The sequence below is a fragment of the Chitinophaga sp. OAE865 genome (assembly GCF_040546735.1).
GTDB classification, from domain to species: domain Bacteria; phylum Bacteroidota; class Bacteroidia; order Chitinophagales; family Chitinophagaceae; genus Chitinophaga; species Chitinophaga polysaccharea_A.
The window spans coordinates 1,176,036-1,192,408 of the sequence record NZ_JBEPOF010000001.1; the positions used below are offsets into that span (position 1 = coordinate 1,176,036).

At 44.7% G+C, this 16,373-nt stretch carries 13 protein-coding genes; 9 read left to right on the forward strand and 4 right to left on the reverse strand.

Annotation, left to right across the window (positions count from 1 at the left end):
- Nucleotides 1-142 precede the first annotated feature (142 nt).
- The gene (gene ileS, locus ABIE50_RS04965; protein ID WP_209855261.1) at nucleotides 143-3,469 is read left to right on the forward strand and encodes an isoleucine--tRNA ligase; all 3,327 of its coding nucleotides are present in this window, start codon (nucleotides 143-145) and stop codon (nucleotides 3,467-3,469) included.
- A gap of 6 nt (nucleotides 3,470-3,475) precedes the next feature.
- A complete protein-coding gene (locus tag ABIE50_RS04970; RefSeq protein ID WP_209855252.1) occupies nucleotides 3,476-4,522 on the forward strand; it encodes a TraR/DksA C4-type zinc finger protein in 1,047 nt (348 codons plus the stop codon).
- Nucleotides 4,523-4,593: 71 nt separating this feature from the next.
- On the opposite strand, the gene ABIE50_RS04975 is transcribed toward ABIE50_RS04970, so the two are convergent.
- Nucleotides 4,594-6,111: a glycosyltransferase gene (locus ABIE50_RS04975; RefSeq protein ID WP_209855250.1), complete on the reverse strand. Its 1,518-nt coding sequence runs from the start codon at nucleotides 6,109-6,111 to the stop codon at nucleotides 4,594-4,596.
- A gap of 216 nt (nucleotides 6,112-6,327) precedes the next feature.
- The gene (locus ABIE50_RS04980) at nucleotides 6,328-8,160 is read right to left on the reverse strand and encodes an ABC transporter ATP-binding protein (protein WP_209855248.1); all 1,833 of its coding nucleotides are present in this window, start codon (nucleotides 8,158-8,160) and stop codon (nucleotides 6,328-6,330) included.
- A gap of 197 nt (nucleotides 8,161-8,357) precedes the next feature.
- Here ABIE50_RS04980 and rbfA point away from each other — a divergent pair, with 197 nt between their 5' ends.
- Nucleotides 8,358-8,738 (forward strand): 30S ribosome-binding factor RbfA, encoded by a 381-nt coding sequence (gene rbfA / locus ABIE50_RS04985; protein ID WP_209855246.1) that lies wholly within the window; start codon nucleotides 8,358-8,360, stop codon nucleotides 8,736-8,738.
- A 39-nt stretch (nucleotides 8,739-8,777) separates the two neighbouring features.
- A complete protein-coding gene (locus ABIE50_RS04990; RefSeq protein ID WP_209855244.1) occupies nucleotides 8,778-10,001 on the forward strand; it encodes an FtsX-like permease family protein in 1,224 nt (407 codons plus the stop codon).
- Nucleotides 10,002-10,080: 79 nt separating this feature from the next.
- Here the strand turns inward: ABIE50_RS04990 and ABIE50_RS04995 are convergent, their stop codons facing one another.
- Complete coding sequence (locus ABIE50_RS04995; RefSeq protein ID WP_209855242.1) at nucleotides 10,081-10,923, reverse strand: transketolase; 843 nt, start codon at nucleotides 10,921-10,923, stop codon at nucleotides 10,081-10,083.
- A gap of 162 nt (nucleotides 10,924-11,085) precedes the next feature.
- Here ABIE50_RS04995 and ABIE50_RS05000 point away from each other — a divergent pair, with 162 nt between their 5' ends.
- Nucleotides 11,086-12,228, forward strand: a complete 1,143-nt coding sequence (locus ABIE50_RS05000) for a glycosyltransferase family 4 protein (protein WP_209855240.1) — start codon at nucleotides 11,086-11,088, stop codon at nucleotides 12,226-12,228.
- A 106-nt stretch (nucleotides 12,229-12,334) separates the two neighbouring features.
- Nucleotides 12,335-12,898: a ribosome recycling factor gene (gene frr / locus ABIE50_RS05005; protein ID WP_142684178.1), complete on the forward strand. Its 564-nt coding sequence runs from the start codon at nucleotides 12,335-12,337 to the stop codon at nucleotides 12,896-12,898.
- Nucleotides 12,899-12,979: 81 nt separating this feature from the next.
- Here the strand turns inward: frr and ABIE50_RS05010 are convergent, their stop codons facing one another.
- Nucleotides 12,980-13,870 carry a DMT family transporter gene (locus tag ABIE50_RS05010; RefSeq protein WP_209855238.1) on the reverse strand — a complete coding sequence of 297 codons (891 nt, stop codon included), beginning with the start codon at nucleotides 13,868-13,870 and terminating at the stop codon, nucleotides 12,980-12,982.
- Between the two features lie 119 nt (nucleotides 13,871-13,989).
- Between ABIE50_RS05010 and ABIE50_RS05015 the strand changes: the two genes are divergently transcribed.
- From ABIE50_RS05015 to ABIE50_RS05025, 3 genes are all read left to right on the forward strand, one after another.
- Nucleotides 13,990-14,736, forward strand: a complete 747-nt coding sequence (locus ABIE50_RS05015) for a PPK2 family polyphosphate kinase (protein ID WP_209855236.1) — start codon at nucleotides 13,990-13,992, stop codon at nucleotides 14,734-14,736.
- Between the two features lie 76 nt (nucleotides 14,737-14,812).
- Nucleotides 14,813-15,241: a large conductance mechanosensitive channel protein MscL gene (gene mscL, locus ABIE50_RS05020; protein WP_209855234.1), complete on the forward strand. Its 429-nt coding sequence runs from the start codon at nucleotides 14,813-14,815 to the stop codon at nucleotides 15,239-15,241.
- An 87-nt stretch (nucleotides 15,242-15,328) separates the two neighbouring features.
- The gene (locus ABIE50_RS05025; protein WP_209855232.1) at nucleotides 15,329-16,273 is read left to right on the forward strand and encodes a DUF3078 domain-containing protein; all 945 of its coding nucleotides are present in this window, start codon (nucleotides 15,329-15,331) and stop codon (nucleotides 16,271-16,273) included.
- Nucleotides 16,274-16,373: the final 100 nt, after the last annotated feature.

The window sequence follows — 16,373 nt, forward strand, 5'->3', positions numbered from 1 at the left end:
ATTACAAAAAAATCTATAAAAAATATCTGAAAAGCATAGTTTTTAGCAAATATAGCTATTTAGGAGCCAGCGTATTTTCTTAACTTTGCACAATTTTAATCAATTATTGTATAAATAACATCAAAGGGCGGGGAATTGTTTTATGTCCAGCAGATACCAGGAATATAACCAGTTGAATTTACCTCAGATAGAGAAAGATATACTCCAGCACTGGGAGCAGCACCAGGCTTTTGAGAAAAGTGTGGAGGTACGCGATGGCGCCACTCCTTTTGTTTTTTATGAAGGGCCTCCGAGTGCCAACGGTTTGCCGGGTATTCACCATGTTATTTCACGTACTTTGAAAGACCTGGTATGCCGTTATAAAACCATGCGCGGTTACCAGGTAAAGCGTAAAGGCGGATGGGACACCCATGGTTTACCGGTAGAACTGGGAGTAGAGAAAACTTTAGGTATTACCAAGGAAGACATAGGAAAAAAGATCTCTGTAGCCGAATATAATGATACCTGCCGCCGGGAGGTATTGAAGTATAAAGATTTGTGGGACGATCTGACCCTTAAGATGGGATATTGGGTTGACCTGAAAGATCCTTATATCACTTTTGAAAATAATTATATTGAAACACTCTGGTGGTGTCTTCAAACGCTTTATAAAAAAGGGTTCCTATATAAAAGTGTAAGTATTCAACCCTACTCTCCTGCAGCCGGCACCGGATTAAGTTCCCATGAGCTGAATCAGCCAGGTACCTATAAAGATGTAAAGGACACTACTGTGGTGGCTATGTTTAAGGCCAAAAAAGCAGATAACTCACAATTCCTTTTTGATGCTGCCGGATCAGATGAGGTTTTTTTCCTGGCCTGGACCACCACTCCCTGGACTTTACCGTCCAACCTGGGTTTGACTGTAGGCGCCAATATAGAATATGTACTGGTAAATACTTTTAATCCATACACCCACTTGCCGGTGAACGTGGTAATGGCTAAAGTATTACTTGGTAAATATTTTAAGGCAGAAGGAGAAAACGGCGACTTTGCCGCCTATAAGGAAGGAGATAAAATAATTCCCTGGAAAATACTCACCAGCTTTAAAGGCAGCCAGCTTGAAAATATCCGTTATGAACAATTGTTACCATTTGCGCAACCCGAAGAAGGTGATCCGTTCCGGGTGCTGCTGGGCGACTTTGTAACCACAGAAGATGGTACAGGCATCGTTCATACTGCCCCGGCCTTTGGTGCAGATGATAACCGTGTAGGTAAGAAATACGGTATCGGTATTTTGACATTGGTAGACAGATCCGGTAAGTTCACTGATAATGTAGGTGAATTCTCGGGCCGGTATGTAAAGAATTATAAGGATGATCCCGACTACAAAGATGTAGATGTGGATATTGCGGTGAAACTGAAAAAAGAGAACCGCGCGTTCAGAGTGGAAAAGTATGAACATACCTATCCGCATTGCTGGCGCACCGATAAGCCGGTATTATATTACCCGCTGGATGCCTGGTTTATTAAAACCACTGCCGTAAAAGACAGGATGGTTGAGCTGAACAAAACCATCAACTGGAAACCAGCCTCCACCGGTACCGGCCGTTTTGGCAACTGGCTGGAGAATATGGTGGACTGGAACCTTAGCCGCAGCCGTTACTGGGGCACGCCATTACCGATCTGGCGTACGGAAGATGGCTCAGAAGAGATCTGTATCGGGGGCATTGAGGAACTGAATGCGGAGATCCGTAAAGCCAACCAGGTTTTAGGAGGAGATGTGAATAAATCCTACCTCCATGAAGGTATTCTCGACCTGCATAAACCTTATGTAGATGATATTATCCTGGTGAGCCCGTCTGGCAAGCCGATGCGCCGCGAGCCCGACCTGGTGGATGTTTGGTTTGATAGTGGGGCCATGCCTTACGCACAATGGCACTATCCTTTCGAAAACAAGGAGCTGGTAGATAAAGGACAGGCTTTCCCGGCCGATTTTATTGCGGAAGGGGTAGACCAGACCCGCGGCTGGTTTTATACATTGCACGCCCTTGGAGTGATGTTATTCGATAGCGTGGCATATAAAACAGTGGTTTCCAACGGACTGGTACTGGATGCGAAAGGACAGAAAATGAGTAAACGCCTCGGTAACGTGGTGAATCCATTTGAAACTATTGAGAAATTTGGAGCAGATGCCACCCGCTGGTACCTGATCACCAATGCTTCTCCCTGGGATAGCTTAAAGTTTGATGTAAAAGGTATCGGAGAAGCCCAGCGCAAGCTGTTTGGCACCCTGTATAATACATATAACTTCTTTGCTATGTACGCCAATCTTGATAAGTTTACTTTCAAGGAGGCATATATCCCACTGGAAGAACGCCCGGAAATTGACCGTTGGATCATTTCAGTATTGAACACGCTTATAAAAGATGTGACCAGCAGCTTTGACGACTACGAGCCTACCCAGGCGGGAAGAGCGATAGAGCGTTTTGTGGATGAGCAGCTGAGTAACTGGTACGTACGTTTGTGCCGCCGCCGGTTCTGGAAGGGAGAATACGAGCATGATAAGATCAGCGCTTACCAGACATTATACGAATGTTTGGAAAAAACTACACAATTGATGGCCCCGGTTTCCCCATTTTTCACCGATTGGTTATTTAACAACCTGAACAGCGTAAGTGGCCGCAATAAAGCGGCTTCGATCCACCATACTGATTTCCCGGTGATCAATGAAGCAGCGGTAGATGCTGATCTGGAAGAAAGAATGCAGCTGGCCCAGGACATTTCCTCACTGGTACTATCCTTGCGTAAAAAGGTGAATATTAAAGTGCGCCAGCCTCTGCAGAAGATTCTGATCCCTGTAGCCAATGGCCGGATAAAAGAGCAGATAGAATTGGTTGCTGACCTGATAAAAAGTGAGGTCAATGTCAAAGGGATTGATTATCTTACGGAAACGGAGGGTTTTATCAAGAAAAAGATTAAGCCTAACTTCAAGTCACTCGGTGGTAAAATGGGAGCAAAGATGAAATCCGTGGCAGCCGCTATCAGCGCGTTCACGGAAGCAGAAATTACCACTATAGAGCGCGACGGCCATTTTAACCTGGTGGTAGAGGGAGAGCAGTTGCAAATCCAGCTTTCCGACGTTGAGATCATTTCAGAAGATATTCCAGGATGGACAGTAGCTAATAAAGGTGCCCTGACGGTAGCGCTGGATATTACTATTACCTCCCAGTTACAGGATGAAGGAAACGCCAGGGAATTGGTGAACCGTATACAAAAAATCCGCAAGGATAGTGATTTTGCATTGACTGACAGAATTGATGTGACAGTTGAAAGTGTAGATACGCTCAAGTCGGCCATTGTGAACTATAATGATTATATTTGCACGGAAATTTTGGCAGATAGTCTGGAATTAGTGGAGCGATTACAGGATGGTACAGAAATAGAGGTAAATGACCTTAAATTTAATGTATTAGTTAACAAAAAAAGCTAATCCCCCATGGCAACAAAAAAGAAGGTTGCTAGTAAAACGACCCAAAAGGCAGCTCCGGCTAAAAAGACTGTAGCGAAGGCATCAACAGCAAAAAAAGCTGCCAAACCTGTTGCTCCGGTGAAGAAAACGGCGCCCGCTCCTAAAAAAGCAGCTGCAAAAGCGGCCCCTGCAAAGGCGGCTTCCAAAGCGGCAGCAAAACCAGCAGCCGGAAAAGCCGTGGTAGCTAAAAGCACTGCCAAAAAAGCCGCTCCGGCGCCTAAAAAAGCAGTGAAAAAGGCCTCTGCCTTACCAAACAGTAAAACAACATCCGTCAAGAAAGTTGCTGTACCTGCGAAATCGACCGTTAAAAAAGAGCCTGCTGTAAAGCAGCGAGTGGTAACGAAAAGTGTTTCCGCTGAAAAAGAGAAACCATTTATTTCTAAGTCAGAAGAAAAAGAACTTAAAACGATGGCAGTAAAGAAAGCAGATACTAAGGTAGAAGTTGCTAAGGAAAAAGAATCCACCAAGAAAGCAGCGGAGAAGCCTGTTGTTAAGGCTGAAAAATCAGTAAAGGCGGAAAAATCCGAAAAACCCGAGAAAACTGAAAAACCTGAAAAGAAAGGCGGAAAAGCTACCCTGGTAACTTATCAGCCTGAATTTACAAAATCAGTGCTGGACCAACCGGCACAACCTTCCGGTCCTGTATACAGATACAGTGATTCAGACCTGCAGGAATTTAGAGAATTGATCCAGAAGAAGCTGGAATCAGCTAAAAAGGAGCTCATCTATCTGCAAGGCCTGATCACCCGTAAAGACGAAGCAGGAACTGACGATACAGAAAACAAATACATGAGCATGGAAGATGGCAGCGGCTCCCAGGAAAGAGAGCAACTGAACCAGATGGCCAGCCGTCAGATCCAGTTCATTGATCACCTGGAAAAAGCAATGATGCGTATTGAAAACAAAACCTATGGTATTTGCCGCGTAACCGGTAAATTGATAGATAAGGCGCGTCTCAGGGCTGTTCCTCACGCTACATTGAGCATTGAAGCCAAACTGGCTAAAAGTAAATAGTTCTGGTTTTACCAGAACAAGAAAGGCGCAGCGGTTATCCGCGGCGCCTTTTTCTTTTAAGATGAAATATTTTAACAGGCAGCTACTGCTGCTTTTTTATTGCGTATCTGCCGAACAGCGAAATAAAGTAATCCCGCTCCGGCAATACCAATCAAGCTGCTTACCCCAATAGTACGTGCCTGCTTTTTACTGATAGCCGGTAATTTGATCCCGAATCTTGCCGGACTTGCCTGGGCAATATCCAGCAACGGTGCTAACGACAAGCCGCTGATGATTTTATCGGCAACCTTTTCTACAACATTGCCGGGATACTGTGGACAAAAAGCAACGCCGATCCCGGCCTCGCTCAATAACCTGCTGTCCCGTTTTCCATCTCCCACATAAATAATATTCTGGGTATTAATATGATACTGCTCCGCTATGTATGGGAATACATTACTCCGTTCATACTCCCCTCCTTTCATAAAATAATCAGCCACGGTAAATTCGCCGGTGGCCACACTATTGATCAGGTGCAGCTTATTGGCAAATACGAAATCCATTCCCAGCTGATTTTTGATATGGCGTGCTACAGTGCCAAATCCATCGGTGATCAGGCCAACAGCATAGCCTCTTTTCTTCAGCTCCCGCACTATTTCACGGATGCCCGGTAACAGCGGAATAGCATCTGCTACTTCCAGGAGCTCAGCAATATTGCGGCCTTCGAAAAGCGTACCTTTCAGGTGAAGTGCAGTTACCGGGTCATGCCCGGCAGATTCGATTTCCTGTAATCCTTCCTCCTGGCCAAAGGCTACTGCGGCCCATTGCATGTAATCCTGCGTAAACACGGCATGGTCCAGGTTGAAGATGACCATCTTCTGCAGCTTGTCAATAGACTCCAGGATAGAATACTCCATCTGCTCCCGTATCAGGTTAATATTACCCAGTGTTTCCAGGTTTTCCTGCGGTATATTTTCCGCTTTGCGAAGAATGGTGCGCGATACTTCCCTCGACATTTTACTCAGCTGTTCCCATGTTTGCATGGCATTTTCCACCTTGCCGATATTGGCTTCTGTGATACGTGCGCCAAGATGATGCATATCTATCAGCAATCCAATATCCACCCCATAGTCATTTTCAAAATGCACCCGTGAAAGGAATGATTTACGGGCTGCGATCATACCGCTGAGCGGCTGCTGGAAGTGGGCAAGCTCCGGGTATAAGATACTCAGCAGCGGCTTGGCCACCAATTGGGTGACCCTGCCTGCCTGCCTTTCAAAGTAGGATTTGACGAAGTCTGCTTCATCTTTTTCAATAGGACCAGTTAAGAGGTCTATAATATTATCAGGGTAAGTAAGGATGTCGCCGTCTACATAGGCAATAATATCGTGTTTTGCTGCCATCATCCCTTCACGCATAGATATCCCTTTTCCGCGCTGGCTGCTGGTGATCACTCTCACATGTTCCTTCATGGCCTCTTCCACTGTGTTGTCTGTAGAATTATCATCTACCACAATGATCTCAATTTTCCGGGATGTTTTTTTTACTGTTTTAATAACCTGGCGTATGGTAGCACCTTCGTTTAATACAGGAATTACGATAGATATCATAGGAGTTCGCTATGTTAAAAGGTTAAAAAATAGTGCTGTAAAGAGCTGGTGTTGGCATTACAAGGCCGCTTTAATAACAAAAACCGTACCCATTGCCGGTTTTTGAGAAGAAGGAAATGTTATGGAAACCCATACAGGGATTGAAAAACGCCGGATGCGCTACCTGTAAAGTAGTGCATCCGGCGTTTACGTATATTCTTAAACGTTAGTTGTTCCCTATTTGAATTCCTGCATTTCCACCAGTTTGTGGTAGATCCCGTTTTGTTTCAGTAAAGCATCATGCGTACCGCGTTCTTTGATCTCTCCCTGGTCCATTACAATAATTTCGCTGGCATGTTGAATAGTGCTCAAACGGTGTGCAATTACAATAGTGGTGCGGTTTTGCATGAGCTTGTCCAATGCAGCCTGTACCAGTTTTTCAGATTCTGTATCCAATGCGGAAGTAGCTTCATCCAGGATGAGAACAGGAGGATTTTTAAAGATAGCCCTGGCAATAGTAAGGCGCTGACGCTGGCCCCCGCTGAGTTTCAGCCCGCGATCGCCGATAATTGTATCGTAGCCATTATCGAGTTGCTCAATGAATTCGTGTGCATTGGCAATTTTGGCAGCGGCTATAATGGCTTCCCTGTCGGCTTTCGGCTGGCCAAAGGCAATATTATTAAATACGGTATCATTAAACAGGATCGCTTCCTGCGATACCACGCCGATCAGGTTGCGAAGATCGTGTACCTTCAGGTCGCGTATATCGGTACCGTCTATCCGGATGGCGCCTTCATTCACATCATAGAAGCGGGGTAAGAGGTCGGCCATTGTGGATTTTCCGGCGCCGCTGCGGCCTACCAGCGCTACCATCTGTCCTTTGTGAATAGTAAGCTGGATTTTTTTCAAGACATATTGCTGCTCGTATTTAAAGGACACATTGTCGTATTCAACACTGGTAGTAAACTCACTAACAGGGCTTGCTCCCGGCTTTTCATGAATAGTTACCGGCGCGTCCAGTATTTTAAAAATCCTTTCACTCGCTACCATTCCTTTCTGGATAGTAGTTATAGAAGTAGATACATTCTTTGCCGGCTGCATGATCTGTGAATAGAAAACGAGGTATGTCATGAAAGTAGCGCCGGTAAGCAGTTCGCTGCCGGACAATACCAGGCTTCCGCCGTAAATAACAAGGATAACAATTACAATTACACCCAGTATTTCGGAGATAGGAGAAGCAAGTTCCCGCTGGTTGTACATCGACTTGCTTACTTTCACAAAGCGGTTGTTGACCTCACCGAATTTATTTTTCATAAAACGTTCGGCGGTAAAGGATTGTATGATCCTGATACCGCTTAAAGTTTCTTCTGTTACAGAAAGAATTTTTCCCAGCAGGTCCTGGCTGAACTTTCCTTTTAATTTTAATTTTTTGGAAACGTAAGATATCAGCAGTCCGGAGATAGGAAAGAATACGATAGTGAACAGGGTAAGCTTTACAGAAAGATAGAACAATGCCGCAAAGTAACCGATGATGATGAAAGGGTCGCGCAACAGTGTTTGTATGGCATTGATCACACTGTTTTCGATTTCCTGTACATCGTTGGTCATGGAAGAAAGCAGGTCGCCTTTCTGCTGTTCGCTGTAAAACGACAACGATTGCTGGGTGAACTTTTCATAGAGGCGTATACGTAACCTGGAAAGTACGGTCATTTTTAGTCGTACCATTACCCTTGCGCTCATATACCGGCCGAAGTTGGCGATCACAATACATACGCCAATCACGGCGCAAACAAAGTAAAGAGCGCTTTGCTTGGAGCCGCTGGCCCTGATAAAGTTATAGAAATAGTAGTTGAACAGGTCTATAAAATAGTTGATGGAGAAGGTAAAATGAGGTTCAGGCAGGGCCTGGGGCACTTCGCCCACCTGGTTGAAAATAACGGTCAGTAGCGGGATCAGCATAGCGAAATTGACCATGCCGAATATGATACCTATAAAAGTATATATAACGTATTCGGGCAGATAATGATGCAAAGGTGTGGCAAATCTTAGTAATCGCTTGAATGTCTTCATGCCTGTTAGTCTGTTTAACTTGCTGGCAAAAATAGCATAATTAAGGTATGAGGGGGTGTAATTGCGGCTATTCTTTGCCGGAAATGGTTAATTTCGCAACTGACGGGCTGCCGGCAGCCGGTTACGGTTTGGCGGCGTGGGGTAATTGTGTTATTATCGTACGCAGACTGTTTTATTAACGATTAAAACTGAATGAGATGCAGGAAACTAAAAGGCAGAAACAAATAGGACAGCTGGTACAGCAGGAGCTGAGCAGCATTTTCCAGCGTTTAGGATTTAATGTGGTGGAAGGAGGAATGATATCTGTTGCTGCCGTGAAGATGACCCCCGACCTGCTGGAAGCGAAGGTATACCTGAGCATGTTTCAGATCAAAGCCCCTTCGGAGATGCTGGAGCGGATCAAGGAAAGAATGGGCGAGATCAAGAAATTACTGGGAATAGGGCTGGGCAAGCAATTGCGCAGGATACCCGAACTGAGCTTCTTCCTGGACGATACCCTTGATTATGTGTTTAAGATGGAAGAGCTGTTTAAGAAGATCAAGGAGGAGGATGCCAATATCAAAGATGGCAAGAAATAGGGTTACGGATCTTTCATTCTTCATTCGTAATTCAAATACATGGTCTGGCAGTTTGCTTCCCGTTATTTCCGTGCAAAGAAATCTACCAATGCTATCAATATCATTGCCTGGGTAAGTGTGGCAGCAATTGCGGTTGGGGCAGGCGCCCTGATTGTAATTCTGAGTGTATTCAATGGTTTTGAGGGCCTGGTGAAGTCCCTTTATTCTTCTTTTTACCCGGCGGTGAAAGTGGCGCCGGTTACGGGTAAAACCATTATTCTTACGCCTGCACAGCTGCAGCAAATATCTGCGGTGCCGGGAGTGGCTCACTTTTCCAGGGTAATTGAGGAGAAGGCGGTGCTTCGCTACGGCGACGAGCCAACGATTGCTGTATTAAAAGGTGTGGACAGCAGTTATAATTATGTGACCGATGTGAAGAGCAACATTATCAGGGGGCGTTTTGACACCGGCGATAGTGTGGCTTACCGCGCAGTACTTGGGCTTGAGCTGGAAGGTGCGCTGGGGGTAGATGTAGTACATAGTATCGCCCCTGTTACCGTATATCTTCCCCGGAGAAATGTGAATGCTTTTGTGACCCCCGAAGATGCGCTTAACAACGGGGTGCTGTACCCGGCAGGTACTTTTGCCATACAACAGGAGTTTAACAGCAAATATGTTATTACCAATATAGAATTTTTACGGAACCTGTTGCAAATGGGCCCCGATGAAATGTCGTCGCTTGAAATAGGGATACGGGCAGGGGTAAACGATAACCTGCTGAAGGCGCAACTGGAAAAGTTGCTTGGCAATAAGTATAAAGTACAAACCCGGTATGAGCAGAACCAATCGCTTTATGCTATTATGCAAACCGAGAAGTGGGCCGTGTATGTGATACTTAGTTTTATCATGATCATTGCTGCCTTTAACATGATAGGTTCGTTATATATGCTGGTGATAGAAAAGCAGAAAGACATCACTATTCTGAAGGCGATGGGGGCGCGTAAATCGTTGATTATGCGGATATTCCTGGCGGAGGGGCTGATCATTGCCGGTATAGGAACGGCATTGGGCTTTGGTTTGGGAACCACTTTTTGCCTGTTACAGCAGCATTTTGGTATTATCAAGCTGGAGGGAACTTCTTTCCTGGTAGACTCCTATCCTGTTAGCATGCATGCAGCAGATTTTGTACTGGTATTTATTACGATCATGGTGATTGGAATTGCAGCCAGCTGGTACCCGGCCAGAAGGGCGGCGGTGGAAGCGATTACCCTGAAAGCGACCTGATTATCAAATAAGAATATTAAAAAAGGCTGCATATGAATTCATATGCAGCCTTTTTTAATATTCTTATTTAGTTGCTCTATTAATAATCGCCCAGTGTTTCAGGCAATTGGGCCAGTGCTTTTGCCAGCTGTTCATCGCTTGGGGCGATACCATGCCATTCGTGGTGGCCTTCCATAAAGTCCACCCCCTGACCCATAACGGTTTTCATGATAATGGCAATGGGTTTACCCTGGCCGGTGAGGCTCCTGGCCTTTTCCAGTGTAGCTACTACATCGTCCATATCATTACCATTCATGTGCAATACCTGCCATCCGAATACTTCGAATTTAGCGCCAACATCGCCAAGACCGGCAACATCGTCGGTAGTTCCATCAATCTGCTGACCATTCAGATCCACAGTGATGATAAGATTATCTACTTTATGATGAGGGGCAAACATCACTGATTCCCAGATCTGTCCTTCTTCCAGCTCACCATCGCCATGGAGGGAGAATACCAGGTGTTTATCGTTATTCAGTTTTTTAGCAAGCGCTGCGCCTATAGCCACACTCATGCCCTGTCCCAGGGAACCGGAGGCGATGCGTACGCCCGGTAAGTGTTCGTGGGTGGTGGGGTGTCCCTGCAGGCGGGAATTCAGCTTACGGAAAGTGTTCAGTTCCTGTACGGGGAAGTAGCCGGAACGCGCCAGCGCGCTATAGAACACCGGTGAAATATGACCATTGGACAGGAAGAAGAGGTCCTGGTTTTTACCATCCATATCAAATGGTTCCGGTTTGTGGTCCATCACCTTGAAATACAATGCAGTGAGAAAATCGGCGCAGCCTAATGACCCACCCGGGTGACCGCTTTGAACGCCGTGTACCATCCGTACAATGTCTCTCCTGACCTGAGTCGCAATATCTTGGAGCTGTGGCTGTGGCATGATAGTTGTTAATTTTGTGCCGCAAAACTAATAGAATTTCGTAGAATTTGTGGCCGTTGAATGTTTTTTTTGCGATCTCAAAGTATTAAAAAACTTGATTTTTTTAACGTTTCTTTTCATATTTCGTTGAAATTAATATCTTTGCACAATTAAGCCCCACTAATGGAGAATGTATTAATTGCTACCGTCCTGAGTTTTGTTGTTACCTATTTTTCTATTCCAATACTGATAAGAGTGGCGGAATTAAAGCACTTATACGACGAGCCGGACGAGAGAAAGACGCATAAACAGCGTATACCAACGCTTGGAGGAATCGGATTTTTCTCCGGATTTATAATCGCCACTGCTATCTGCGTACCCGCGTTAGCCAATTCCCCATTTCAATACATGATGGCGGCATTCTTTATTATTTTCATGGTGGGAATGAAGGATGATATCGTAGGGCTGTCTCCGTTAAAGAAATTAATCGGGCAACTTGCTGCCTCTTTTGCTATTATTTATCTTGGTAACCTGCAGATAACCAGCATGTATGGTTTTTTGGGAATTTACGCCATGCCTCCCAATATCAGCCTGATGCTGACTTATTTCACTTTTATTGTAGTTATTAACGCTTTCAACCTGATAGACGGTGTAGACGGTCATGCCGGCAGCATTGGTTTACTGGTGAGTGCGGTATTGGGTGCTTATTTCCTGCATGTGGGTGAAATAACTTATGCGGTGATCGGTTTTGCGCTTGCAGGCGGCCTGGCCAGTTTCCTTATCTACAATATTTCTCCTGCCCGGATTTTTATGGGTGATACAGGATCCTTACTGATAGGGCTGGTAAATGCGGTGCTTGTGCTGAAATTTATTGATGTGGCAGGAAACCCTGCCGGTAAAATGCCGGTTGGAGCTACTCCGGCTGTAGCATTCGCTATCCTGATCGTACCTTTATTTGATACTTTACGCGTATTTGCTGTTCGTATGCTGCAGGGAAGATCTCCTTTCTCTGCCGACAGAAATCATATCCATCACTACCTGCTTGACCTGAAGCTTAACCACAGGCAAACCACGCTTGTTTCAGTAGCCATTAACGCTACTTACATACTCGGGGCATTTGTATTACAGGGAATGGGTGCTACTTTGCTGTTAATGGTTGTAATAGGTTCTGCCACCTTTTTTACCGGAATATTATACCTGGCCCGCCGGAAGAAACTAGCTGTGAAAGCCATCCCCGAACCTGTTATACAGCCAGCTGCGGCAACAGCCAAAGAAGCTACCAAAATATTGCGTGTTACAACAGAGGGTGTATTACAAGATAAATAATCCTTTGCTGCGGTTATTTGTAGGCATTTCTACTTCCATTATCAGGGCCTTACTTTGACGATTAAAAGAAAACCTGTAGGTTTGCACGCACTTAACTATTTATGTTATGCAAGATGATCTAACGCTTATCATTGATGAAGCAGGGGACTCGATGAAAAAAGCTATCGGGCACCTGGAATTAGAACTTACAAAAATCAGAGCCGGGAAAGCCAACCCGCAAATACTGGATGGTATTTTTGTTGATTATTATGGCGCGCCTACTGCATTGAACCAGGTGGCTAATGTAAGCATCGCAGATGCCCGTACGCTTACCATTCAGCCCTGGGAAAAAAATATGCTGCAACCAATTGAAAGAGCCATTATTGCTTCTAACATTGGTCTCAATCCACAAAACGACGGTGTTATCATCCGTTTATTCCTCCCGCCATTAACCGAAGAACGCAGGAAGGAATTTGTAAAAAGGGTGAATAATGAGGGTGAACAGGCAAAAGTAGCCATCAGGAATATTCGCAGAGATGCTATTGAAGCGGTTAAAAAATTGCAGAAAGACGGTTTGAGTGAAGATACTGCAAAAGATGCAGAAGCGGATATCCAGCAGTTAACCGATAAGCATATTACGCTGATCGATAAACATTGTGAAGTAAAAGAGAAAGAAATTATGGCTATTTAATAAATAACAGCCTGGAAGAATATAACAGCGGAGATATTAACGGATAACAGTCCGGCTAATATCTCCGCTTTGTTTTAGGGATTATTTAGCTGGTGCAGCAGCCCTGCTGGCCTTGTTTACGAGGTAAACGCCCAGGAGGATAATTCCCATGCTCAGCACCTGGACCCAGGTAATTGTTTCATGGGCCAGTAAACCCCAGCCAACCGCTACTAACGGTAACGCATATGCCACCATGGAAGCAAGCATGGAGCCTGCCCTTTTAATCAGCAGGAAGAAGAGCACAGCTGCTATCCCTGTTCCCATTACTCCCAGTACAAGGCCTGCGGAAAGTGAGCGCCAGGGCGCATCAGGCTGTGCAAACTGCGGAAAGAAGTTACTAAACCAGAGTATGGGGAAAGTGAACACGGCGCAGAAGAACATCGCAATGGATCCCAGCTGCAGCGAACTAAGGCCCTGCAGCTTATGATGCACCATGCTGATATTAATACCATAACTTATAGTGGCCAGTATTACCAGCAGGGCATAATACCAGTGGCTGTTGGTATTGATACCTTTGGCCGTAAATAGCAATACTACTCCCATCAGCCCTACGAATATACCTGTGAGCTGCGCCTTCTTAAATGGGCTTTTAAAGAGAATGATACCGGATAACAGAGCCATTAACGGAGTTAGTGCATTCAGGATGCCGGCAAGGGAGCTGTCGATCTCCGTTTCTGCCAGGCAAAAAAGAAAGGCCGGAATGCCATTGCCCAGGATGCCGGACAGGATGATAACAGGAAGCTTGTTTACAGGGACTTGTTTGAAAGCTTTCGGTAAAAAGGGGCAAAGCGCTATGCCGGCTGCTACCAGTCTTAAGCTGGCTACCTGGTAAGAAGTAAATGCTTCAAGGCCTATTTTCATCAATATAAAGGAACTGCCCCATGTGAGTGATAACAGGAAGAACACTCCCCAATGGGCGAAACGTTGATGCATAATTGTTATTTTTCGACTACAAAGGTGCAGGTATCCTTCATACCCAGCAAAATATAAATCGTGATAATCGCAACACTTCTGTCCTGATTTTGTTAAATTTATTTATAAGAATGCGCTACATGGGTAAAATCAAATTATCTGCTATCAGCACGTCAGCTCCCAAAAAGCTGGAAAAAGAAACCATTAAGGCAGTAACCCGGGAATTGCTGGAAGAACTTGATGAGCTCCAGAACCTGCTCTACGCCCAGCATAAATACAGTGTATTGCTGGTGGTGCAGGGAATGGATGCCAGCGGGAAAGATGGGGTTATCAAAAATGTTACGGGTACCTTAAACCCGCAGGGATGCGTTGTTCACTCCTTCAAAGCGCCCAGCGCAGAGGAATCAGAGCACGATTTCCTTTGGAGGGTACATCAGCATGCCCCCGGAAAGGGTATGATCCAGGTGTTTAACCGCTCGCATTATGAAGATATTCTCATACAACGTGTGCATAAGTGGATTGACGATAAAATGGCTTTTAAACGGATGGAAGCTATTAACGATTTTGAAAAGCTGCTGACTGTTCATAATAACACGCACATCATAAAATGTTATCTGCACGTATCGAGGGAAGCGCAGCAGCAGCGCCTGGTGGAACGTACAGAAGATCCCCGTAAAATGTGGAAGTATAATGAAAATGACCTGACAGAAGCCAAGCTGTGGGATAAATATATGGATGCCTATGAAGATGCTATCAATCGCTGTAACTATGTACCATGGCTGATTGTACCTGCGGATCAGAACTGGTATAAGGAGTATCTCATTGCGCTAACGTTGAGGGATACACTGAAATCGCTGAAGATGAAATATCCCCGCTTAAAGAAATAATAACCTAATAATTAACGTGTTCGGTTATTATCCTTTAATTTTGTTCACTTATTTTAACCAATAAAAACCTTGCATTATGTCGTTCATCAAAGAGTTTAAAGAGTTTGCCATGAAAGGCAATGTAATGGATCTTGCTGTGGGTGTGATTATAGGTGGTGCATTTGGAAAGATTGTTACATCGCTGGTAGATAATATCCTGATGCCTTTTATCGGGATATTCACACAGGGAAAGAATTTCAACGACTACTTTTATGTATTGGACAAAAGTAAGGGAGATGTGGCTACCCTGGCAGATGCAAAAGCTAAAGGCATCGCTGTATTTGCGTATGGCGCCTTTATACAGAGTATAATTGATTTTATTATCATTGCCTTCTGTATTTTCCTGCTGGTGAAATTTATGAACAGACTTGCGAAGAAAAAAGAAGAAGCCCCGGCTCCGGCTGAACTGTCTACACAGGAAAAACTGCTCACGGAAATCCGTGATGAACTGAAGAAATCCAGGTAAAATTTTTAGCAAATACCCACCATCCCATTTTTTCCTTCCGGGAAAAGTGGGATAGTTATTACATATACTCAACTTAAACACAATTTGATGAAAAAAATTACTTTATCCATTGCCTGCTGTATGCTACTGTTTACAGCCGTGCACGCGCAAAATGACTGGATGAAGACGTCGAGAGAAGAAGCCGCAGGTAAGATCAAGAAAGATCCTAATGACACGATTCCCAAATTATGGAGAAAGGGACTGAACATTAATGTAAACATTAACCAGGGCTCATTGAGCAACTGGGCTGCAGGTGGTGATAACTTTGCGTTCTCTATCGGGTCCAACCTGTTTGCATGGGCTTTTTATAAAAAAGGAAAACATTCCTGGGACAACGTAGCCGACCTCGCATATGGCTATATTAACACCACCAGTTTGGGGGGGCGGAAAAATGATGACCGTATAGACCTGACTTCCAAATATGGCTATGAAATTGGCAAGAACTGGTATTTAAGCGGTTTGGTGAACCTGCGTACACAATTCACCAATGGTTACCTGTATCCATCGGATACCACTCCGCAGTTGTCGTCCAAGTTTTTCTCCCCCGCTTATGTGCTGGTATCACCGGGTTTTGATTATAAGCCGGATCCATCATTTTCTTTATTCATGTCGCCCGCTACTTCCCGTTTTGTGTTTGTAATGGATGATGTGCTCTCCAAACAAGGTGCTTACGGAGTAGATACGGGCTCGCATTTTAAATATGAAATAGGCGCCTACCTGTCTGCCAATTATATAAAAACCTTCGCCAAAAATATGACCTATAAGGGCCGGCTGGATTTATTTTCAGACTACCGGCATAACCCGGGAAATATAGATGTGTTTTTTACCAATGCATTGGAACTGAAGGTGAATAAGTGGATTTCAGCCCTGCTTACAGTAGATATGATATATGATGATGATGTAAAAGTATTTGAAAATAAGGAAACTGGTGTAATGGGGCCCCGCCTGCAAATAAAACAGGTAATAGGGATCGGCTTTGCAGCCAAGTTCTGATTCGGAGGAATTTTGTTATTTTTGATATCGTGCAGCGGCGCAGGAAAAAATCTGATGATCCTGTGCAGTTGTGCGATATCTTTTTTAAAAAACTTTAAAC

Bases quoted from the DNA above. Each gene is read 5' to 3' on its own strand.
- ABIE50_RS04980 (WP_209855248.1), bottom strand. From the start codon at position 8,160: ATGAAGACATTCAAGCGATTACTAAGATTTGCCACACCTTTGCATCAT.
- ileS (WP_209855261.1), top strand. From the start codon at position 143: ATGTCCAGCAGATACCAGGAATATAACCAGTTGAATTTACCTCAGATA.
- ABIE50_RS05000 (WP_209855240.1), top strand. From the start codon at position 11,086: ATGGAGAATGTATTAATTGCTACCGTCCTGAGTTTTGTTGTTACCTAT.
- ABIE50_RS04990 (WP_209855244.1), top strand. From the start codon at position 8,778: ATGGTCTGGCAGTTTGCTTCCCGTTATTTCCGTGCAAAGAAATCTACC.
- rbfA (WP_209855246.1), top strand. From the start codon at position 8,358: ATGCAGGAAACTAAAAGGCAGAAACAAATAGGACAGCTGGTACAGCAG.
- frr (WP_142684178.1), top strand. From the start codon at position 12,335: ATGCAAGATGATCTAACGCTTATCATTGATGAAGCAGGGGACTCGATG.
- ABIE50_RS04975 (WP_209855250.1), bottom strand. From the start codon at position 6,111: ATGATATCTATCGTAATTCCTGTATTAAACGAAGGTGCTACCATACGC.
- ABIE50_RS04995 (WP_209855242.1), bottom strand. From the start codon at position 10,923: ATGCCACAGCCACAGCTCCAAGATATTGCGACTCAGGTCAGGAGAGAC.
- ABIE50_RS05010 (WP_209855238.1), bottom strand. From the start codon at position 13,870: ATGCATCAACGTTTCGCCCATTGGGGAGTGTTCTTCCTGTTATCACTC.
- mscL (WP_209855234.1), top strand. From the start codon at position 14,813: ATGTCGTTCATCAAAGAGTTTAAAGAGTTTGCCATGAAAGGCAATGTA.
- ABIE50_RS05025 (WP_209855232.1), top strand. From the start codon at position 15,329: ATGAAAAAAATTACTTTATCCATTGCCTGCTGTATGCTACTGTTTACA.
- ABIE50_RS04970 (WP_209855252.1), top strand. From the start codon at position 3,476: ATGGCAACAAAAAAGAAGGTTGCTAGTAAAACGACCCAAAAGGCAGCT.
- ABIE50_RS05015 (WP_209855236.1), top strand. From the start codon at position 13,990: ATGGGTAAAATCAAATTATCTGCTATCAGCACGTCAGCTCCCAAAAAG.